Below are 20,030 nucleotides of genomic sequence, written 5' to 3'. Positions count from 1 at the left end.
AGGAGAGCGGAACCGCGTGGGCCGAGGCGGCCGGGATTGGTGTGTGAGGGGCCGGGTCCGGGTGTGCGGGGCGGGATCGGGCGGGTCAGACCGAGCGCTCCCGGCCGTCCCAGTACGGTGCGCGAAGGCGCCGTTTGTAGAGCTTGCCGTTGGGGTCGCGGGGCATGGCGGTGATGAAGTCGAGGGACCTGGGGCGCTTGTAGCCCGCGAGGCGGTGCTCGCAGTGGGCGAGGATCTCCGCGGCGAGCGCCGCGTCCGGCGCCCGGCCGCCCGCGGGTTCCACGACGGCCTTGACCTCCTCGCCCCATTCCTCGTGCGGGATGCCGAAGACGGCGGCGTCGGCGACGGCGGGGTGGGCCAGGAGGACGGATTCGATCTCGGCGGGGTAGATGTTGACGCCGCCCGAGATGATCATGTCGATCTTGCGGTCGCGGAGGAAGAGATACCCGTCCGCGTCGAGATGGCCGATGTCGCCGACGGTGAAGAAGTCACCGATGCGGTTCTTCGCCGTCTTGCCCTCGTCCTTGTGGTACGCGAAACCGCCGGTGGTCATCCGCAGGTAGACGGTGCCGAGTTCACCGGCGGGCAGCCGGTTGCCGTCGTCGTCGAAGACGGCGAGTTCGCTGATGGGCCAGGCCCTGCCGACCGTGCCGGGCTTCTTCAGCCAGTCCTCGGCGGTGGCGAAGGCACCGCCGCCCTCGCTCGCCGCGTAGTACTCCTCGACGCAGGGCCCCCACCAGTCGATCATCGCCCGTTTGACGTGGTCGGGGCAGGGGGCCGCGCCATGGACGGCGTGCCGCATCGACGAGATGTCGTACGCGGCCCGGACCGGCTCCTCCAGGGCCAGCAGCCGCTGGAACTGGGTGGGGACCATATGGGTGTGCGTGCACCGGTGACCGTCGATGAGGCGCAGCATCTCCTCGGGCGTCCACTTGTCCATCATCACCAGCCGGTGCCCGATGTGCAGGGAGGCGGCGGCGAATTGGAGGACGGCCGTGTGGTAGAGCGGCGAGCAGACGAGGTGGGTGTTGCCGTCGAACGGCTTGATGCCGAAGATGCCGAGGAAACCGCCGAGGTGGGACTCCTCGGGTGGCCGGCCGGGCAGCGGGCGGCGGATGCCGCGGGGGCGGCCGGTGGTGCCGGAGGTGTAGTTCATGACCCAGCCGAGGGTGCGGTCGCCGGGCGGGGTGGCGGGCTGGTGGTCGAGGAGGTCGGTGTACGGGCGGAAGCCGGTGATGCCGCCGACGGCGTAGCGGCGGTCGGCGGGGGTGCCGGCCTCGTCGGCGGCGGCCGTCGCGGCGGCGGCGAACCGTTCGTGTGCGATGAGGACCTCGGCGCCGGAGTCGGCGACGATCCAGGCGATCTCCGGGCCGACGAGGTGGTGGTTGACGGGGACGAGGTAGAACCCGGCCTGGGTGGCGGCGAGGTACGCGGTGAGGAGCTCGACACCATTGGGCAGGACGACGGCGAAGGCGGCGCCCGGCCGGAGCCCGGCGGCGCGCAGCCCGTGCACGAGCCGGTTGGCGGCGGCGTGCAGTGCGCCCGCGGTCCATTCCCGGCCGTCCGGTGCGACGAGCACGCGCCGAGTGGGGTCGGCGGTGGCCTGCGCCCAGAAGCCGTTGGGGTGCTGGAGCGTGTCTGCCATGGCGGTGCTCCTCCTCAGGTGTCCGTGCCCGTGCCGGTGGCGATGGCGCGTCCGGCGATGCGCTGGAGGCGGTCGAGGGCGTGCTCGAAGCCCGTCGTCAGGTCGTCGAAGACGGCTTGGACGCTGCGCCGCGTGGTCATCCGGCCGACGATCTGGCCGACGGGTGTCCCCAGCAGCGGCTCGGCCTCGTACCGCTGCACCCGGGAGACGGCTTCGGCGACCAGCAGTCCCTGGAGCGGCATGGGGAGCGTGCCGGGGCCCGCGGGGTCGTCCCAGGCGTCGGTCCACGCGGTGCGCAGCTGGCGGGCGGGTTTGCCGGTCAGGGCGCGGGAGCGGACGGTGTCGCCGGAGCCTGCGGCGAGGAGTTTGGCGGTCAGGGCCGGGGAGTTCAGTTCGGCCTCCTCGGTGGTGAGCCAGATCGAGCCGAGCCAGACGCCCTGCGCGCCGAGGGCGAGGCCTGCGGCGATCTGCTCGCCGGAGCCGATGCCGCCGGCGGCCAGGACGGGCAGCGGGGCGACGGCCCGGACGAGTTCGGGCGTCAGCACCATGGTGGCGATCTCACCGGTGTGGCCGCCGGCCTCGTAGCCCTGGGCGACGACGATGTCGATGCCGGCGGCGACGTGGTGCGCGGCGTGCCGGGCGCTGCCCGCGAGCGCGGCGACGAGCATGCCGTGGTCGTGGGCGCGCCGGACGACGTCGGCGGGCGGCGGGCCGAGGGCGCTGGCGAGCAGTTTGACGGGGTAGTCGAAGGCGACGTCGAGCTGGGAGCGGGCGACCTCCTCCATCCATCCGGTGATGCGCCAGCCCGAGGCCTCGCCGTCGGGGAGTTCGGGCACGCCGTACCGGGCGAGGGTCTCCGCGACGAACCGGCGGTGCCCGGCCGGGATCATCGCCTCGACGTCGGCCTCGGTCACGCCCTCGACCTTCTTGGCGGGCATGACGACGTCGAGCCCGTACGGCTTGCCGTCGGTGTGGGCCTGCATCCAGTCGAGGTCCCGGGCGAGGTCGTCGGGGGTGCTGTAGCGCACCGCGCCGAGCACGCCGAGGCCCCCGGCCCGGGAGATGGCCGCGGCGACCGCGGGGAAGGGCGTGAAGCCGAAGACGGCGTGCTCGATGCCCAGCTGCTGGCTCAACTCCGTCTGCATGGGCGGCAGGATGCCGCAACGGGCCGGGCGAGGGAAGAGCATTTCTGATGCTGCGTCAGGTCGAGGTGGTCGGTCCGGGACCGTCGCGCACGGCCCTGCGGCGTCAGCGCGGGTGGTGGGCCCCGTGCGGGGAGCGGGTCTGGCGCAGCGCCGCGACCTGGCGGTACAGCTCGTGGGCCTCGGCGGAGCGGCCCAGCTGCTCCAGGCAGTGGGCCTCGTCGTTGCGGCTGGCCAGGGCGTCGGGGTGGTCGGCGCCCAGGACCCGCTGGCGGGCCTGGGCGACATCGCGGTAGACGGCGAGGGCGTCGGTCCAGCGGCCCAGCCAGCCGAGCCCGACCGCGACCTCACGGCGGCTGACGAGCGTGTCGGGGTGCTCCGGGCCGAGGACCCGGGCACGGATCGCGCAGACGTCGCGGGCCTCGGCGAGGGCCTCCTCCCAGCGGCCGAGCCGGCCGAGGTTGACGCCGAGGCCGTGCCGGGCGCGCAGGGTGTCGGGGTGGTCCGGTCCCTGCGCGCGGGTGCGGACCTCCACGAGGTCGCGGTACAGCGCCAGGGCCTCCGCGCTGCGGCCGAGCCGGCCCAGACAGATGCCGGCCTCGTAGCGGGCGGCGAGGGTGTCGGGGTGGTCGGCCCCCAGCGCCCGGAGCCGGGCGGCCGCCACCTCGTGGTAGGTGTGCAGCGCCTCGGCCCAGCGGCCCAACTGACCGAGGGCGTAACCGACCTCGTAGCGGGTGACGAGTGTGTCGGGGTGGTCGGCGCCCAGCACTCGGGCGCGCGCCGCGGCCACGTCCCGGGCCATGCGGTAGGAGTCCTCCAGCCGCCCGAGTCTGCTGAGGTTGTAGGCGAGGTTGTGGCGGCAGCGCAGCGTGTCCGGGTGGTCGGCGCCCATGGTGCGCTCCCGGGCGGCGAGCACATCGGCGTAGACCTGATGGGCCTCGAAGTGGCGGCCGAGCTGCCCGAGTACGTACGCGGTCTCCTGGCGGGCGGCGAGGGTGTCGGGGTGGTCGGGGCCGAGCACCCGCTCCCGGCCGTCCGCCGCCTGGGCGTATTCGCGCAGCGCGTCGGCGGGACGGCCCAGCCGGCTGAGGGTGAAGGCCACTTCGTACCGGCTGGCGAGGGTGTCGGGGTGCTCCGGACCGAGGACGTGCTCGCGCTCGGCGGCCACGCCGCGGTGCACCTTCCCGGCCTCGTCCCAGCGGCCGAGACGGGCCAGGCTCAGCCCGGCGCTGTGCCGGCTCGCCAGCTCGGCGAGGACCTCGGGGGGCGGCGGCGGGCGCTCGGTCCCGGTGGCGGCGGGGGTCGGGCGGCGGGGGTCGGCGACGCCGTTCCACGCCCCCGTCCAGGAGCCGGTGAGAGCGGCGGCGGGATGCGGCGGGGGCTGGAGCGGTCCGGTGCCGGCCGCCTTGGAACCGGTGGTCATGTTCCGGGCCCAGCCGGGCAGCCGGGGCGGCTCGGGCAGCCGCACGGACGCCCGGACCGGCCGGACCCTGCCCTCGGGCAGCGTCCGGTGCGGCGCGGAGCCGGCCCCGCGCACCCCGCCGGACCGGCCCGGCGCGCGCAGCCGCGCGATCCGCCGCACGAGCTCGCCGGCGTCGTCCGGCCGGTCACCGGGCTCCTTGGCGAGCAGGTCCAGGACGATCCGCTCGAAGTCCTCGGGCAGTTCGGGGCGCCGCTCGCGCGGCGGCTCGGGCTGGGTGTCGCGGTGGCCGACGAGCACGGCCCAGGCGTCGTCCATGTCGAAGGGCGGGGCACCGGTGGCGATCTCGTAGAGGACGCAGCCGAGCGAGTACAGATCGCTGCGGTGGTCGACGTTGCCGCCGCCGATCTGCTCGGGCGACATGTAGTGCGGGGTGCCCATGGCGATGCCGGTGCCGGTGAGGCGGCTGGTGAAGCCGATGTCGTGGCCGAGGCGCGCGATACCGAAGTCGCAGATCTTCACGGTGCCGTCGGCGACGCGCATGATGTTGGCGGGCTTGAGGTCGCGGTGCACGACGCTCTGGCGATGGGTGTAGTCGAGGGCGGCGCCGACCTGCTCGGCGATGTCGACGACCTCGGGCACGGGCAGGGGGCGCTGCCGGTGGTCCTCCAGGAGCTGGCTGAGATTGCGTCCGTCGAGCAGCTCCATGACCAGGTACAGCACGCCCTCGCACTCGCCGAAGTCGTGCACGACGGTGATGCCGCGGTGCTGGAGCGCGGCCGCGACCCGCGCCTCGCGCCGGAACCGCTCGCGCAGCACGCGCAGATAGGACTGCTCGTGATGGGGCCCCATGGGCTTGAGGCACTTGACGGCCACGTGACGGCCCAGCGACTCGTCGCGGGCCCGCCACACCTCGCCCATCCCGCCCCGCCCGATCAGGTCGAGCAGCTGGTACCGGCCCTGGATCAGCCTGGTGTCCGCCATCGGTGTGCCGCCGCCCCCGTCGAATTCGCTGTGCCGCCCCCGGCCCCTCCAGTATGGCGGCCGGTCCCCGCGGGTTGTAGGCGGAAGGTCGGCCCTCGGTGTGCGCGGTCCCCGCGTCGATCACCGGCCCCCTTTCCCGGTTCCCCTACGCCCGTGGCCCGACGAGGTTCGTCTCCCAGGCCCAGGCGGCGATGCCCACCCGGTTACGGACCTTCAATTTGGCCTGGATGTTGGCGATGTGGGTCTTGGCGGTGCCGGGGCTGATGAAGAGTTCGGCACCGATCTCGGCGTTGGTCAGGCCCCGGGCGACGAGGCGGGTGATCTCTCGTTCCCGGTCGGTGAGCGGGGTGCCCTGCTCGGTGGGGGCGGTGGGTGCCGGGGAGACCGAGGAGGCCGGGGAGGGGGACGGGGTGGCCAGCCGGTCGAGGAGGCGCACGGTGATCTGGGGGCTGATGAGCGCGTCCCCGGCCATGGCGGCCCGGACACCCTCGATCAGCAGCGCCGGGCCGGATCGCTTCAGCAGGAAGCCGCAGGCGCCGTTGCGCAGGGCCGTGTGCACGTACTCGTCGTGGTCGAAGGTCGTGACGACCACGACTCGCGGCGGCCGGACGGCTTCGGGGCCCGTGAGCAGGCGGGTGAGTTCCAGGCCGTCGAGGCGGGGCATGCGGATGTCCGCCAGGACGACATCGGGTTCGAGCCGGCGGGCGAGGTCCAGTGCGGTGGCACCGTCGGCGGCCTCGCCGACGACCGTCATGTCCGGCTGTGAGTCGAGTACGAGGCGGAAGCCGCTGCGGACGTCGCTGTGGTCATCGGCCAGCAGGATGCGTATGGTCACACCGGCCATGATCCCTCTCCGGGAGACCGGTGCCGGGACCGGTGTCCGGGAGGGCCCCGGGCGGCCGGAGCGGGTCCGGTGTCCGGGAGGATCCCGGTGCATGGAGCGGGTCCGGTGTCCGGAGGGGGCCCGGTATCCGGGGCAGGACGGCGACGACGTGCCAGCCGCCGCCGTCACGCGGACCGGCGGACAGGCTCCCGCCGGCCACCCGTACCCGCTCGCGCAGGCCCCGCAGACCGTGTCCGCCGTGCCGCTCGTCCCGCTCCCAGCGGGTGACGGGGCCCTTCTGCCCTTTCGCCCCCGCGTCGTTGCTCACCCGGACCTCGACGGTGTCCTCTCCCGCGGCGGCGAGGACGACATCGACGCGGGTCGCCCGGGGCGCGTGCCGACGGACATTGGTCAGCGCCTCCACGACGACGCGGTACGCGGTCGAGCCGACGTCGCGGGAGAGGGTGTCCGCCGCGCCCGGGTCGAGGGCGAGATGCGCCCGGGGACCGTCCGCGGCCGAGAACCGCTCGATCAGCCCCGCGAGTTGCCCGGGCCCCGGCAGCGGGTCGACACCGTGCGGAGCACCACCGGGCGGAGCGGCACCGTCGGACCAGGTGTCGTCGGACCAGGTGTCGTCGTGGAGCATCCGGACCATGCGGTCCATCGACTCCAGCGCGTTCAGCCCCGCCTTCTCGATGCGCCTCAGCGCGGGCAGGGCCTGCTCGGGGGCCGAGGCGGCGACGAACCTGGCCGCCTGCGCCTGGGCGACGATGCCGCTGACGTCGTGGGCGATGAAGTCGTGGAGGTCGCGGGCGATCTCGAGCTGCTGCGCCCGCCGCGCGTCCCGCACCCAGCCCCGTCCCCGGCGCTCGGCCCACCGGGGGTAGCCGCCGACGACGACGGCCCCCAGCACCGGCAGCGACCAGAACGCGGCCGCGCCGACGTGCGCCAGGAAGGACAGGGACGGCACCAACGGCCAGGTCCACAACGAGACGGCCGCCCCGACCACGAGCCCGGCCGGCGGCACGTGCCGCGCCGGCGACCGGCGGACCACCACGGTGAGCAGCGCCGCCAGCGCCCCCGCCTCGACGAGGTTCCCGTACGAGCCCCAGCCGCCGTCCGTCCGGTCGGGCGTCACGGCGAAGGTACTCACCAGGGACAGCACCGCCGCCGCCGTGACCGGGAGTGCCAGGCGCCTCCTGGACGGCGGTCGGCACAGGAGCGCCCAGAGCGCCAGCGCGGGTGCCGCGGCCGTCGCCAGGGCGGCGACCGGATGCACCCCGTGGGCGAGGGCCGCGACGGCCGCCGCCGCGCAGGCCGACACTCCTGTGCCGGCGGCCAGGACCGTTTCGTGACGCGTCATCGCCGAAGTCATGCGCTCCCCCATGATCGTCCCCATGCCAAGGACTCTACGGACGGCCGCCGCACCGGCGCTCTCCGCCGATCGGCACAGACCCGCCGCCGACGGGAGCGGAGGGATCCGCCGATCGGCAGATGGCCGCGGTCACGACCGGTGGACGAAGCTTGATCCATCAGAGGGAGCGCGGCCACCAGGCCTGCGGATCGAGGGAGTTCACCATGCGAGGCATCACCGGCACCACCTGCCGCAAGGCCGTCGTCGCCGTCGTCGCGACGGCGGCACTGGCCACCCTGACGACCGGCGTCCCGGCTTCGGCGGCGCCGGAGAAGAGCGACGCGCGGCCGACCAAGCCCGCGAGCGTCCACGGCGGGGGCCGGATCTTCTACGGTTTCGTCCCCGACGACGACATCCGCTTCACCGTCGACGCGACGTCCGCGCCGTACTCGCGGCCCTATCCGGGCATCCCGCAGTTGGAGAACGGCCTGCCCACCGACGCGAAGGGCACGATCACCATCTCGCACTGGTCGGCCAAGGAGAAAAAGACCATGAAGTCCGTGGCGACCGTCGACTGTCTCGTGACCGGCGACCGCACCGCGACGGTCACCGCGACCATCGCCACGGTCAACGACCCGGAGCTGGCCGACACCATCGGTGAGCGGCGGGGATTCAGCATCTACGACGGCAGGGGCGGCCGGGACCGGTTCGGCTTCTCCTGGGGGGTGGGGAACCTGGACACCGACCGGAAGGGCAACCCCGTCGGGGCGCGCGTGGGCACCTGCATGGCCCCGGCCCCCTTCGCCCCGGTGAGCGAGGGCGGCTTCACGGTCCGTCACGCGGAACTCGCCACGGAGCCGCCGAAGGCTGCCCGGGGCCGCTGACCCCGGTCCGGTCCGGCGCGGGGGTCCGGACCGGCCCGGGTGGCCGGAGGGCGTCGGCCCGGTGGGCGCGGGCGCGGCGTCAGGCGTCAGGCGTCAGGCGGTGGGCAGGGTCAGGGCACCGAGCTGGAGCAGCATGCCCAGCCAGTCCTCGCCGAACCACGCGTCGGTGATCTTGCCGTTCCGGACGGTGTAGATGCCGATGCCGATCCATTGGGCTTTCCTTCCGGTGGCCGGTATCCCCATGAACGCTCTGGAGTGGGTGGCGCTGCCGACGAACCGGACCACGACCTTGTCGCCGCTCGCGACCATGTCTTTGACGTCAAGGCGGAGGTCGGCGAGGGCGCCCCGGTTCGCCGTCATGAATCCCTTCCACTCGGCGAGGCCGTGGCATTCCCCCAGGATGCCGCCGTGGCAATGGAGGTCTTCCGCCCACAATTCGTCGACGAGACCGAGGTCGCCGCCGTTGACCACTTCGTCGAGGTGTCGTCTGACGACGGCTGTGGGGCGGGCCGGGGCGTCGGGTCCCAGCAGGACACGTATCGGTGGTTCGTCCAGCTCCACGAGGCGGCGGAGGGTGTCCGCGACCGTGGCCGGGTCGTCGGCCGCGCGGAGGGAAACCTCCTGGCGGAAGCCGGAGTCGGAGTCTCCGGGCTCGATCACGGTGACCTTGATCCCGAGCGGGGCGACCTCCTGGGCGAGCACCTCGCTGAAGCCGCTCACGGCCAAGTCGGACAGGTGGCACGGGGCGAGACCCGGTACGGCGATGGTGAGGACGTGCCCCTTGCCCTGACGGCGCAGCACGGGCAGGACCGCCCTGGTGACGTTGACGACTCCTAAGAGGTGGGTGTCCTCGACAGCCGCCGGGACGGATTCCGGATCCGGAACGGATTCCGGATGCGCGTGGCCCGCGTTGTTCACGACGACGTCGATCCGCCCGAACGCCCGCACCGCCTCGTCGACGGCCCGGCGTGCCGCGGCCGGGTCGGTCACGTCGAGCGGGAGGGGCAGGAGGTCACTGCCGTAGGACCGCGCGAGTCCGTCGAGGCATCCCTCGCCATGGGTGGTCGCGGCGACGCGGTCGCCGGCGCGCAGAGCCGCTTCGGTGATCTCCCGTCCCAGGCCGCGGTCGCTCGCGGTGATGAACCAGACCTTGCCGGTCATATGCCTCTCCTTCTTCTGGCCACAATCCGTTGGGTTCTGGCATTTCAGCCACTACTGGGCTGTGCGGACGGTGACTAGCGTCGACGAACAACGCCCCCTGGGGCACTACTCGCACAGAACTTCCCACCGAAGGGACCCGCCCCGATGCTGTGTCAGATCGTGCTGTTCGACGGCTTCGACCCGCTGGACGTCATCGCCCCCTACGAGGTGCTGTTCGCCGGCGGGATGGCCGCGCCGGGCGCGCTGACGGTCGAGCTGGTCTCGGCCGAGGGTGCGCGCGAGGTGCCCAGCGGTACGGGGCCGTTGTCGCTGCGAGCCGTCGCCGCACTCGATCCGCAGCGCGCGGACCTGGTCCTCGTGCCGGGAGCGGCGGGTCGGCCCGGCGCCCTTTCCGACCCCGGGGCCCCGGGGGACGAGGACTCCATCCCGGCCCGGCTCAGCCGTGCGCTGCGGACCGGACTGCCGGCCCTGCTGAAGGAGGCCCTCGACCGCGAGGGGCTGACCATGGCGACGGTCTGCGGCGGCTCCGGGCTCCTCGCCATGACCGGGCTGATCGCCGGCCGGCACGCGACCACGCACCACATGGGTGTCGGCCTGTTGGACGCCGGCGGCGTGGTGGCGATCGACGCCCGCGTCGTCGACGACGGTGACCTGGTGACCGGCGCGGGCGTCACCTCCGGCCTGGACCTCGGCCTGTACCTGCTGGAGCGCGAACTGGGCCCCCGCGTCGCGCACGCCGTCGAGAAGCTCTTCGTCCATGAACGCCGGGGCACGGTCTGGCGCGCCACCGGCCCGGTGCCCGCCGGGTTCTGAAACGCCGAGCGGGCCCGGGGAGGTTCTCCCCTCCACGGGCCCGCACCGGTACGAGTGTCCCTTGCCCCTACTGGGGCTGGAAGGACCAGATCGGGTAGTTGCCCTGCAGGTTGCCGCCCGCACCGGCCGGCGTGGAGCCGATACGGCCGCTCTTGTGGTTGGTCTTCGTGTAGTACTGCACCCGGTGCCCGGTCCCGTTCCACACGGAGCGGACGTTCTGCCCCCGCCGGATGAAGGAGCAGTCGTCGGCGGTGTTCGCCTTGCTGTCCTGGGCCCACTGGCAGCGGGTTCCCCCGCCGTTCCAGTCGCTGTAGATGCAGAAGTGTCCGGGAGCGCAGTTGAAGGCCGCCAGGCGGGTGGGGGCCGTGGGGAACGTGGTGGACGCGGTCGCGGTGGGCACGGCCCCGAAGGCGGCGACGACCAGGGCGACAGCGGCGGTGGCGAGCGAAGGAATACGACGCATGACAGGGCTCCATTTCCTCGTCGGCTGAGCACGGTGGCGGGCGGGCGGGAAATGCCACCCATCAGCCCAACGAGGCACCCACGGACAGGAAACGGGCCATGCGACGGACGCGGCGTCCACGCGCGCGTGCGTCAGGTCGCCGACATGTCGGCGACCGCCCCGGTCCCCTGCCTCACTCCCCCGGCTCGGCAGCCACGATGCCCAGAAGTCCGGGAAACCGCTGCTCGATGTCGGCCCGGCGCAGAGTGGCCATGCGGCTGTTGCCCCGGTCGACCTGCCGGATCAGGCCGGCCTCGCGCAGCGCGCGGAAGTGGTGCGTGACGGTCGCCTTGGAGACCGGCAACCCGAACGAGCTGCACGTGCGCGCCGCGCCGTCGGGTTCGGCCGCCAGCTCGCGCACCACGCGGCGGCGCAGCGGATCCGCCAGCGCGGAGAGCACCGGGCCGAGCTCGATCTCCTCGACGCTCGGGTGGCCTTCATCGTCGGGCATACGGGACCCTCCCCCAGAGGTATGGATTGCATCGTACCTACGAGTCCGATACCGTCCGGCAGGTACGAGATTCATTGTACCTACCAGGGGGAGAACCTTCATGACCCAGCCCTTCGCACTCGTCGGCATCGCACGCCCCAAGCCCGAACGCGCCGAGGAGTTGAAGCAGCTGCTGCTCTCGTTCGTCGAGCCGACCCGGCAGGAATCCGGCTGCCTGGAGTACCACTTCCACGAGGATCGCGACGAGCCCGGCGTCTTCGTCTTCTACGAGGCCTGGCGCTCACAGGCCGATCTCGACGCCCACCTGGCACTCCCCCACATGCAGGCCTTCTGGGAGCGGCGCATGGACTACCTGAAGACCGACTTCGAGATCCGCTTCCTCACCATGCACAGCCCCTACCAGCGGTGACGCCGCGCCGGTCGTTGGCGTGCCGGCGCCGCGGACCGCCCTGATGCGAGGAGTCACTCCTCGCACTGCCTGATGCACTCCGTGCTGGGCTTCCATGCACAGCAGGCGCGGCCACGCGGCGTGGCGTCGTCTCGCCGGGGTCGCGCTCCGGCCCGCAGGCGGGTCTAAGCCTTGATCGGTGCGGCCGGCCTGGCGGCCTGCTCGATCTTCGCGCAGTGGGCTGCGCGGGCTTCCTCGTCGATCTGCTTCTCGTGTTCGGCGCGCACCCCGGTCCGGCCGTCGAGGCCCTCGCGCAGGATGTCGGCGTGCCCGGTATGCCGGATGGACTCGCCGAGGACATGGACCATGATGGCGAACAGGTTCGTGTTCGGATAAGGCTCCGGCCACCACGGCACGTGGCCGGGGGCGTCGAGGGGAAGCTCGCTGATCGTCGCGTCCGAGTGTTCCCACGTGCGCCGGTAGAACCCGATGATCTGATCGCGGGTCTCGTCCTCGGTCGCCCACAGATCGCTGCCGTCGGAGTCCTGCCACCGGGGCAGCGGTTCCGGGGAAGGGCGGCCGAAGACCTCGCCGAAGTACCTGGCCTCGACGCTGGCCACGTGTTTGACCAGGCCGAGGAGGTTGGTCCCGGTCGCCGTCAAAGGCCGGCGGGCGTCGTAGTCGGACAAGCCGTCGAGCTTCCAGAGCAGCGCCTCGCGGTCCCGCCGCAGTCTCCCGTGCAGGTTGTCTTTAGCGAATTCATCGATCATGCGGCACGAGCCTGCCATGGGTCGCTCGTGGCCTCAAGATCCCGAACGTGTTCCGCAACGACCGGCAGAGCCGAGGCCTGGCCATGGCCGCCGCCCTGACCTGTTACAAGAAGCCCGCGAAACTTGCCACGCGAGACAACCTCTCAGCCTTCGGCCGATGTGGCATCGACGACGGACCGTGGATGGGCACATCCCGGACTACGGCGCGCCGTCGCCGTCGTCGACCGAGAGCTCCACACTGCGACGGATGCGCATCCGAAAGCCACAGAACGCACAGGGCGGCTCGCCCGGGTGGACGACGACAGCGCCCGCAAGCGGCGTGGCGCTCCTCACAACCCCTTGAACCTCACATCGGTGTGAGTTCTTAGCGTGAGGGCCATGACGAACACAGATCGCCCCATAGCCCTCTACGGTTTCCTGCGCCCCAGGCCGGAGCGCGCGGACGAGGTCCGGCACATCCTTTCCTCTTTCGTGGAACCCACCCGGCAAGAGCCCGGCAACCTTCAGTACCACCTCCACGAGCACGAGGACGGCCGCTTCTTCCTGTACGAGGTCTGGCGCTCCCGGGAAGACCTGGACCGGCACAACGCGACACCCCCGCTGCGTGCCTTCCTGGAGAATCTGTCGACCTTCCTGGAGGAAGACCCGGAGGGCTACTTCGACACCATGCTCAGCCCGTATGCCGAGACCGAACTGCTTCCCGCCTGAGGGGACACCCACGACAGGCCCGGTGCGGCGAACAGGGCGGAGCAGCGCCGCAAGACGTCAGCGGCGCACCCTGGGCATGCCGAGCCCGATCCAGGAGATGATCTCCCGCTGGATCTCGTTGTTGCCACCCCCGAACGTGAAGATGACGGCGCTGCGGTAGCCGCGCTCCAGTTCTCCGTGGAGTACGGCGCCGGCGGAGCCCTCCTTCAGGGGGCCGGCCGCGCCGAGGATCTCCATCAGCCAGGCGTAGGCGTCCCGGCGGGCCTCGGATCCGTAGACCTTGACGGCCGAGGCGTCCTGCGGGGTGAGCGTGGCCCGCTGCAGGGCGTCCACCATGCGCCAGTTGAGCAGCTTCATGGCGTCGAGCCTGAGGTGCGTACGGGCGAGCCGGCCACGGACCCAGCCGAGGTCGATGACGCGCCGGCCGTCGGCGAGCTTGGTGTCGGCGGCCCAGCGCTGGACCTGGCGCAGGGCGCTGATGGCGGTGGCACCGTGGGCGGCGAGGGTGACGCGCTCATGGTTGAGCTGGGTGGTGATCAACCGCCAGCCCTGGTTCTCCTCGCCGACGCGGCGGCCGGCGGGCACCCGGACGTTGTCGTAATGGCTCGCGGTGGTGTCGTGCGAGGCAAGGGTGCGGATGAGGGTGCAGGAGTAGCCGGGGTCCGTGGTCGGCACGAGGAGGATGGTGATGCCCTTGTGCGGCGGCACTCCGTCCTCGACGGGCCGGGTGCGCACGGCGAGCCAGACCCAGTCGGCGGTGTCGCCGTTGGTGGTCCAGATCTTCTGCCCGTTCACCGTGTAGTGGCCGGTGGTCTCGTCGCCCTCGCGCACCGCGCGGGTCCTGAGGGAGGCGAGGTCGGTCCCGGCGTCGGGCTCGCTGTAGCCGATGGCGAAGTCCAGCTCACCGGAGAGGATCTTCGGGAGGAAGTACGCCTTCTGTTCGTCGGTGCCGAACTGCATGATCGTGGGGCCGACGGTGTTGAGGGCCATGAGCGGCAGTGGCACGCCCGCCTGCGCGGCCTCGTCGAAGAAGATGAACTGTTCCATCGGCGTCATGCCGCTGCCGCCGTACTCCTTCGGCCAGCCGGCCCCGAGACGGCCGTCCGCGCCGAGGCGGCGGATCGTCCGGCGGTAGAAGCGCTTCTGCTCGGCGGGGTCGAAGTGCCGGGCGTAGGCGTTGTCGGGCACCAGCGCGGCGAAGTACTCCCGCAGTTCCGCGCGCAACCGCCGCTGTTCGGGGGTGTACTGGAGATCCACGGCCCCTCCAAGGTCCCGCTGGTCCCGGTGGCTGTTCCCTGGCACCGGCGCGGGTGCCCCGCGACGACGGCGCACACAGTAGAACGCGTTACAGAAATACGGAAGGGGTGGCGGGACGCGAACGGCCCCGGGGGCCGGTGGGCCCCCGGGGCCGGCCCGGGCGATCAGAGGGAACAGCTGAGGAACAGAGGGCTCAGCGCGCCGCGTGCTTGCGGTGGCGGCCGCCGCCGGCCGGTGCGCCGGGCGCTCCGGCCCGTGTCTGCCCGGGCACGTACGCGATGCCCTGTGCCGTGGCGGCCTCGCGGGCGAGGGCTTCCCGCTCCTGGGTGAGCCCGTAGCGCTCCATCAGCGGCACACGGTGCAGCTGCGGCAGCAGCCAGGCGTGCCACACGCCCGTCACGAAGGTGATCGCGGAAGCGGCGATCAGCACCGAGCCGAAGGTGTCGGTCGGGTAGTGGGCGCCGACGTACATCCGGGAGAAGGCGATGAGCAGCACCGCGAACGTACCGAGGACGAGGACGGTCCGCCGGTGCCGACTCTCGCGCAGCAGGAAGTACGCGGCGATCACGGCCGAGACCGTGAAGGCGGTGTGACCGCTGGGGAAGCTGTTGGAGCCGATCTCCGGGTCCAGCATGAACTGCCGCGGCGGCCGGGGCCGGGCGACGAGGGCCTTCGCGATCTGCGTGCTGTTCCAGCCGACCGCCACCACGAGGAAGGTGGCGACCGCCTTCGTCGGCTTGCGCCGCACGAACAGCAGCCAGCCGCTCCAGACCGCGAGGATCAACAGGCCCGCGATCGGCGAGGCGAGGGCGCTGACGCCCTCCATCGTGTGGTTCAGCCAGCCCGTGCGGGTGTTGGTCTGGATCGTGCGGTCCAGCTGCAGGTCGTGCGGCTGGATCAGCTTCGTGTGCGCGGCGACGAGGCCCAGCGCGATCGCGGTCGCGAACAGCAGGATGGAGTTGCGCAACCAGTGGCGCACGTAGGGCATGGGCAGGGCGTCCTTTGGATCTCTGGCGGTGGGTGCAGGCGGGGCGGTACCGAAGCGGCAGGGCACGCGGAGGTGTCGAACACACGTCGCGCGGATGTCATCGGCACGGCTGTATGACAAAAGCTACACGCGATCACCGCGTGCCCCACCGGCGCGCCCGGCCCACGACGGGCTCCGCGCCCACACTCTGGGGCCGGCGCCGCGAAGCCGTGGCAAGGTTGTGACGTTTTGCCCCGCTGCGCGGTGCGGGATTTCAGCAGAACGACGGACCCGTCACCACCGGTTACGCGGCGTGGCAGGCCTCGATCAGGGCGCGCAGCCCGGCCCGGGGCGGATCGGGCCGTACGGCGAGGTAGGTGCGCATGGCCGGGGCGGGGTCGCGCAGCGGGCGGAAGACGACGCCGGGGACCGGGAGCTGGTCGGCGTGCGGCGCGTAGAACACCGTCCAGGACGGCTTGCCGAAGCCGATGCCGGCCAGGGTGTCCTGGGCGGTCGTGAACTCCGCGCCGAACCACGGCTCGAATCCGGCCGCCCGGCAGGAGCGTGTCACCAGGTCGTACAGCGCGGGGTTGCGGGACCGCGAGGACAGTCGCACGGGCAGGGCGGCGAGATCGGCCATGTCGATCACACCGCGCACGGCGAGGTCGTGGCGGGCGGGCAGGGCGACCATGAGCGGGTCCTGCCACAGCGGCAGCATCTCCAGCTCCGGCTCCGTCCGCTCGCCGCGCAGCAGTGTCGCGTCCAGCTCGCCGGACCGCACCCACTTCAGACGGTCGTCGGTGGTGCCGGTGACCAGCTCCAGCTGGGCGCCGGGGGCGAGCCGGGCGAACTCGGCGAGAATGGTGTCCAGCCGCACGCCCAGCCCGGAGCTCGAGCCGAGCCGCAGCGTCCCGGCCCGCTCCGCGCGCAGCTCGTCGATCGCCGCCCGGGCCCGCGACCCTGCGGCCAGCACCTCGCGGGCGTGCGGCAGCAGCCGTCGGCCCGCCTCGGTGAGCCGCACGCTCCGGGTGGTGCGGTCGAACAGCGGGACGTCCAGCTCCCGCTCCAGCCGGCGCACCTGCTGGCTGACCGCCGACTGCACGATGTGCAGCCGCTCGGCGGCCCGTCCGAAGTGCAGCTCCTCGGCCACGGTCAGGAAGTACCGCAGCTGCCGGATCTCCATGCCCACCCCGCCACCCGGCCGACGCGGCAGCGGCCGCGATTGATCACGTGTCGTGATGAGTGTATGCGCGAATCCCCCCTTGGTCGCCGGTCGTGATCGCGATGAGGTGGGGCCCACCGGCGGACCGCACACCGGCGCACGGCACACCAGCGATCGAAGGAGTCGGCATGACGTACGTGGATGTGAACGGCACCACCCTCTACTACGAGGACGAGGGCACCGGACGGCCCCTGCTGTTTCTGCACGGCTGGGCGACCAGCGGCCGGGTGTGGGGCGCGCAGCTGCCCGACCTCGTCCGGGACCACCGGGTCGTCACCGTCGACTGGCGCGGCTGCGGCCGGTCGGCCCGGCCTTCCCGGGGCAACACCATCGACGGGGTGGTCGCCGATCTCGTGGCGCTCGTCGGCGCGCTGCGCCTGGACCGTCCGGTCGTCGTCGGCTCGTCGATCGGTGGCGTCTTCGCGACGGAGCTGGGCGCGCGCCACCCGGAGCTGATCGCGGGCGTGGTCTCCGTGGACGGGCCCGCCTACTGGCCTTCGACGACGCCCGCTCTGCTCGGCGGGCCGGTCGAGGGGCTGCGTCGCGACCGGGCCGGCACGGTCGCCGGGTGGGTGCCCGAGTGGTACGCGCCCGGCACCCACCCCGCACTGATCGACTGGACGGTCCGCCAGGTCCTCGATTCGGGCGTCTACGTCGACGACCAGCTCCCGGCCTTCGCCTCCTACGACCCACGGCCGCTGCTGCCCGGCCTGCGGGTGCCGATCCACTACATCCACGGCGAGCTCGACACCCAGATCCCGCTCGATGTGGCGCGGACCTGCGCCGCGCTCACGCCCGGCGCCGAGGTGAGCGTGATCGCCGGGGCGGGCCACCTTCCGCACCAGGAACGGCCGGACGCGTTCACCGCGGCGCTGCGGGCCGCGCTCGCCCTGATGCCGCCGGCTCCCGCCGTCGGCTGACGGCCACCACACGCATCACACACACCACATCACAGGGGGATGGATCATGCCCAGAACAAGCCTGCGGATCAGCGGCGGCGACGCCGTCGTCGAGTACGACATCACTGGTACGGGTCCGGGCCTGGTGCTCGTGCACGGCACCGGCGCCGGCCGCGAGCAGTGGCTGCCGCTCACCGAGGCGGTCGCCGACCGGTTCACCGTCGTCGCGCCCGACTGTTCGGGTTCGGGCGGCACCACCGACCACGGCGGCCCGGTCACCCTGGCCGACCTCGCCGGCGAAGTGCTCGCCGCCGCGGACGACGCGGGGCTCGACACCTTCCACCTGGTCGGCCACTCCTTGGGCGCGGCGGTCGCGACCCACCTCGCCGGGACCCGTCCGGACCGGGTCCGTTCGCTCGTGCTGCACGCGGGCTGGGCACACACCGACGCCCGGCTGGACGCCGAGTTCCGGTACTGGCTGGAGCTGCTGAGCGCCGACGCCGCGCACGGGACGTCGCTGTTCGCGCGGATGCTGCCGCTGATGGCCTTCGGCCCCGGGTACTGGGCGCGCACGGACGCCGCGGCCCACGAGGAGCTGGTCGGGGCGCTCTCGGGGATGATCGCGACGGGTACCGCGCGCCAGACCGCGGCCGACCGGACGGTGGACCTGCGGCCCCTGCTCGGCCGGATCACGGCGCCGACACTGGTGCTGGCCAACGCGCATGACCGGATCATCGCCCCCGAGCAGCAGCAGGCGCTGCTGGCAGGCATCCCGAAGGCCCGGTACGCGGAGATCGACGCGGGCCACGGCGCACCCGCCGAGGACCCGGCCGGCTTCGCCGCCAGGATCGCCGCCTTCCTGGACGAACAGCCGACGCCCCCCACGGAGACCGTGGCCGTCCGCTGACACCGCGCACGGTCCGCGCACCGCGGCGGCCCGGGGCCTCACCGCCGGCCGAAGAACTCCACCTCGGCGACGGCGAGCCGCCGGTCGAGGCGGATGCCGAAGTCGGCGTCCGCCGTCAGCCGGATGCGTACGACGTCGGAGCCGCGCAGGGCGAAGGTCTGCTGGCCGGGCTGGTCCCGGAGGGTGACGGTCTTCGTGCGGCGCTCACCGTCGGCGGCGACGAGCAGCACGGTGATCCGCGCGGGGCGGGCCTGGGTGAGGAACTCGTCCTGGTTGACCGAGCTTCCCGAAGTGATCAGCAGCTCCCGCAGCCGCACCGGCTTGTCGAAGTCGGCCTCCAGGTACTGCCCGACGCCCGAGCCGGGGTTGACGGGTGCCCAGTACCGGTTGGTGAAACCGTCGAAGGCCGCGCTCGCCGGATGGCCGGGGGCCTCGCTGGAGGCGCGGACCTCCGTCGGGCGCAGCGCCTCCGGCTTGGTGGTCCGGTCCCGGGTGAAGGTGAAGACGTCGGGGAGGTGGGAGCGGCCGAACCAGACCGCGAGCAGCAGGACCAGCAGCGTGAGGGGCAGCGCGAGGCGCGGCCGCCGCCAGGTCCGGTGCCGGGGCCTGCTGCCGGCCACCAGCGCCCGGTCGGGGCGCCGGAGGATCCGTCGCCACCACGGCGGGCGCGCCCGGCGGGGTGGCGGCGCGGTGTCGAGGACGGCACCGCAGCGGCAGCACAGCTGCCGGTCGTACGGATTGTCCGTCCGGCACAGGGGGCAGGGCCGCCCCGGCGGTCGCAGGGGCGGCGCCGGTTGGCCGGCAGCGCCGGTTTCCGGGCCGCTGTCGGGGCCGGGCTCCGGGCGGTCGCCCGGACGTCTGGGGGCGGCCGGGGGCAGGGGTTCCGCCGGGGTGGATGGCGGGGTGCGGGGGCGGGGCGGTGTCGTCGGTGCCGCGAGGGGGGCCGCCGCGGGCCGGGGCGGCACGGACGGTGGTGGGCCGGCGGGGCGGGACGCGGGCGGGGGCTCGGGGCCAGGCGAAGGAACAGGCGAACGGACAGGCGGGGGCGACGGGGTGGCGGCGGATGACGGGGGCGCGGGGGCCTCTCGCTCCTCCCACGCCAGGAACGCCTGGCAGGAGGCGCAGAAGCGGTCCGCGGTGTCGTTGTGGTGTCCGCAGTCGGGGCAGGTCATGACGGGTCCGCTCCCTCCGCCGTCGTGGGCAGCAGCTCGACCCGGTACGCGAGGTGCGCGGGTGTCTCGGCGGCGACGAGCCGCTCCAGCCGGGCCCGGTCGATCCGGTCCGGGTCGGGCACCCGCAGCCGGACCGTGACCGAAGCCCCGGCCGAGCCGGGCAGCGCGGCCCCCGGCACCGGCGACCAGGTGGTGGCCCCGCTCTCGTCGATCTCCGGCTCGGTCCCGGTCTCCAGCCGCACCGCCGCGGCCAGCCCGTGCCGCGTCCCGCGCCGCCGGTGCCGGGCGACCGCCTCGGTGACCACGGCGCGCCGCTGGTCCTCCGGCCGCCCGGCGTCGGCCTCCACCGCGAGCCAGCCCGCCAGCCAGGCGAGGAAGTCCTCGGGCGCGGTGCGGGGGTGGAGGTACGCGGGCAGGTTGTCGAGCGTGAGGTGCAGCGGCGCCAGCACCTCGTCCAGGGCGCCCAGGAAGCGCTGGAGGAAGTCGTGTTCGAGGTAGAGGGCGGGCAGTTGGTCCAGGAGGGGGTGGGGGGTCGGCAGGCCGGGGATCGTTCCGCGCACG

General features: G+C 73.1%; 20 protein-coding genes. 6 read left to right on the top strand and 14 right to left on the bottom strand.

Annotation, left to right across the window (positions count from 1 at the left end; all coding sequences use genetic code 11):
* Window positions 1–85: 85 nt before the first annotated feature.
* The 5 genes from AB8O64_RS32905 to AB8O64_RS32885 form a co-directional block, all read right to left on the bottom strand.
* On the bottom strand, window positions 86–1,645 hold the full coding sequence (locus AB8O64_RS32905; protein ID WP_370423312.1) for an acyl-CoA synthetase: 1,560 nt from the start codon (window positions 1,643–1,645) through the stop codon (window positions 86–88).
* 14 nt (window positions 1,646–1,659) lie between these two features.
* Window positions 1,660–2,790 (bottom strand): NAD(P)H-dependent flavin oxidoreductase, encoded by a 1,131-nt coding sequence (locus AB8O64_RS32900; RefSeq protein WP_370423310.1) that lies wholly within the window; start codon window positions 2,788–2,790, stop codon window positions 1,660–1,662.
* 103 nt (window positions 2,791–2,893) lie between these two features.
* Entirely contained in the window at window positions 2,894–5,191 is a 2,298-nt protein-coding gene (locus AB8O64_RS32895) for a tetratricopeptide repeat protein (protein WP_370423308.1), read from the bottom strand.
* A gap of 145 nt (window positions 5,192–5,336) precedes the next feature.
* A complete protein-coding gene (locus tag AB8O64_RS32890; RefSeq protein WP_370423306.1) occupies window positions 5,337–6,035 on the bottom strand; it encodes a response regulator in 699 nt (232 codons plus the stop codon).
* The gene (locus tag AB8O64_RS32885; RefSeq protein WP_370423304.1) at window positions 5,998–7,413 is read right to left on the bottom strand and encodes a sensor histidine kinase; all 1,416 of its coding nucleotides are present in this window, start codon (window positions 7,411–7,413) and stop codon (window positions 5,998–6,000) included. The genes AB8O64_RS32890 and AB8O64_RS32885 overlap by 38 nt, the downstream gene beginning before the upstream one ends.
* A gap of 179 nt (window positions 7,414–7,592) precedes the next feature.
* Between AB8O64_RS32885 and AB8O64_RS32880 the strand changes: the two genes are divergently transcribed.
* Window positions 7,593–8,252 (top strand): hypothetical protein, encoded by a 660-nt coding sequence (locus AB8O64_RS32880; protein WP_370423302.1) that lies wholly within the window; start codon window positions 7,593–7,595, stop codon window positions 8,250–8,252.
* Between the two features lie 93 nt (window positions 8,253–8,345).
* Here AB8O64_RS32880 and AB8O64_RS32875 read toward each other — a convergent pair whose 3' ends face one another.
* Window positions 8,346–9,413, bottom strand: a complete 1,068-nt coding sequence (locus AB8O64_RS32875; protein WP_370423300.1) for an SDR family NAD(P)-dependent oxidoreductase — start codon at window positions 9,411–9,413, stop codon at window positions 8,346–8,348.
* A 144-nt stretch (window positions 9,414–9,557) separates the two neighbouring features.
* Between AB8O64_RS32875 and AB8O64_RS32870 the strand changes: the two genes are divergently transcribed.
* Window positions 9,558–10,226 carry a DJ-1/PfpI family protein gene (locus AB8O64_RS32870; RefSeq protein WP_370423298.1) on the top strand — a complete coding sequence of 223 codons (669 nt, stop codon included), beginning with the start codon at window positions 9,558–9,560 and terminating at the stop codon, window positions 10,224–10,226.
* A gap of 67 nt (window positions 10,227–10,293) precedes the next feature.
* On the opposite strand, the gene AB8O64_RS32865 is transcribed toward AB8O64_RS32870, so the two are convergent.
* Window positions 10,294–10,689, bottom strand: a complete 396-nt coding sequence (locus AB8O64_RS32865; RefSeq protein ID WP_370423296.1) for a peptidase inhibitor family I36 protein — start codon at window positions 10,687–10,689, stop codon at window positions 10,294–10,296.
* 172 nt (window positions 10,690–10,861) lie between these two features.
* Window positions 10,862–11,179 (bottom strand): ArsR/SmtB family transcription factor, encoded by a 318-nt coding sequence (locus AB8O64_RS32860; RefSeq protein WP_370423295.1) that lies wholly within the window; start codon window positions 11,177–11,179, stop codon window positions 10,862–10,864.
* A 100-nt stretch (window positions 11,180–11,279) separates the two neighbouring features.
* On the opposite strand from AB8O64_RS32860, the gene AB8O64_RS32855 reads away from it, so the two are divergent.
* Entirely contained in the window at window positions 11,280–11,588 is a 309-nt protein-coding gene (locus AB8O64_RS32855; protein ID WP_365215527.1) for a putative quinol monooxygenase, read from the top strand.
* 164 nt (window positions 11,589–11,752) lie between these two features.
* On the opposite strand, the gene AB8O64_RS32850 is transcribed toward AB8O64_RS32855, so the two are convergent.
* Complete coding sequence (locus AB8O64_RS32850; RefSeq protein WP_370423294.1) at window positions 11,753–12,337, bottom strand: DinB family protein; 585 nt, start codon at window positions 12,335–12,337, stop codon at window positions 11,753–11,755.
* A gap of 378 nt (window positions 12,338–12,715) precedes the next feature.
* Between AB8O64_RS32850 and AB8O64_RS32845 the strand changes: the two genes are divergently transcribed.
* Window positions 12,716–13,045 (top strand): putative quinol monooxygenase, encoded by a 330-nt coding sequence (locus AB8O64_RS32845; RefSeq protein ID WP_370423293.1) that lies wholly within the window; start codon window positions 12,716–12,718, stop codon window positions 13,043–13,045.
* A 57-nt stretch (window positions 13,046–13,102) separates the two neighbouring features.
* Here AB8O64_RS32845 and AB8O64_RS32840 read toward each other — a convergent pair whose 3' ends face one another.
* The 3 genes from AB8O64_RS32840 to AB8O64_RS32830 all read right to left on the bottom strand — a co-directional run bounded on the left by AB8O64_RS32840 (window position 13,103) and on the right by AB8O64_RS32830 (window position 16,452).
* Window positions 13,103–14,302 carry an acyl-CoA dehydrogenase family protein gene (locus AB8O64_RS32840; protein WP_370423292.1) on the bottom strand — a complete coding sequence of 400 codons (1,200 nt, stop codon included), beginning with the start codon at window positions 14,300–14,302 and terminating at the stop codon, window positions 13,103–13,105.
* A gap of 193 nt (window positions 14,303–14,495) precedes the next feature.
* The gene (locus AB8O64_RS32835; RefSeq protein ID WP_370423291.1) at window positions 14,496–15,290 is read right to left on the bottom strand and encodes a phosphatase PAP2 family protein; all 795 of its coding nucleotides are present in this window, start codon (window positions 15,288–15,290) and stop codon (window positions 14,496–14,498) included.
* Between the two features lie 283 nt (window positions 15,291–15,573).
* A complete protein-coding gene (locus AB8O64_RS32830; protein WP_370423289.1) occupies window positions 15,574–16,452 on the bottom strand; it encodes a LysR family transcriptional regulator in 879 nt (292 codons plus the stop codon).
* A 167-nt stretch (window positions 16,453–16,619) separates the two neighbouring features.
* Between AB8O64_RS32830 and AB8O64_RS32825 the strand changes: the two genes are divergently transcribed.
* Both AB8O64_RS32825 and AB8O64_RS32820 read left to right on the top strand, forming a co-directional pair.
* Window positions 16,620–17,411: an alpha/beta fold hydrolase gene (locus AB8O64_RS32825; protein ID WP_370423287.1), complete on the top strand. Its 792-nt coding sequence runs from the start codon at window positions 16,620–16,622 to the stop codon at window positions 17,409–17,411.
* Window positions 17,412–17,457: 46 nt separating this feature from the next.
* Window positions 17,458–18,297 carry an alpha/beta fold hydrolase gene (locus AB8O64_RS32820; RefSeq protein ID WP_370423285.1) on the top strand — a complete coding sequence of 280 codons (840 nt, stop codon included), beginning with the start codon at window positions 17,458–17,460 and terminating at the stop codon, window positions 18,295–18,297.
* Window positions 18,298–18,335: 38 nt separating this feature from the next.
* On the opposite strand, the gene AB8O64_RS32815 is transcribed toward AB8O64_RS32820, so the two are convergent.
* Window positions 18,336–18,917, bottom strand: coding sequence for a hypothetical protein (locus tag AB8O64_RS32815; protein ID WP_370423284.1), 582 nt, complete (start codon window positions 18,915–18,917; stop codon window positions 18,336–18,338).
* A gap of 548 nt (window positions 18,918–19,465) precedes the next feature.
* A complete protein-coding gene (locus AB8O64_RS32810; protein ID WP_370423282.1) occupies window positions 19,466–20,029 on the bottom strand; it encodes a phage tail protein in 564 nt (187 codons plus the stop codon).
* Between the last annotated feature and the right edge of the window lies 1 nt (window position 20,030).

Origin of the sequence: Streptomyces sp. QH1-20 (genome assembly GCF_041283565.1) — a bacterium.
Classification (GTDB): domain Bacteria; phylum Actinomycetota; class Actinomycetes; order Streptomycetales; family Streptomycetaceae; genus Streptomyces; species Streptomyces syringius.
Note: the sequence above shows the minus strand (reverse complement) of the source record. Positions and strands in the feature narration are given on the sequence as shown.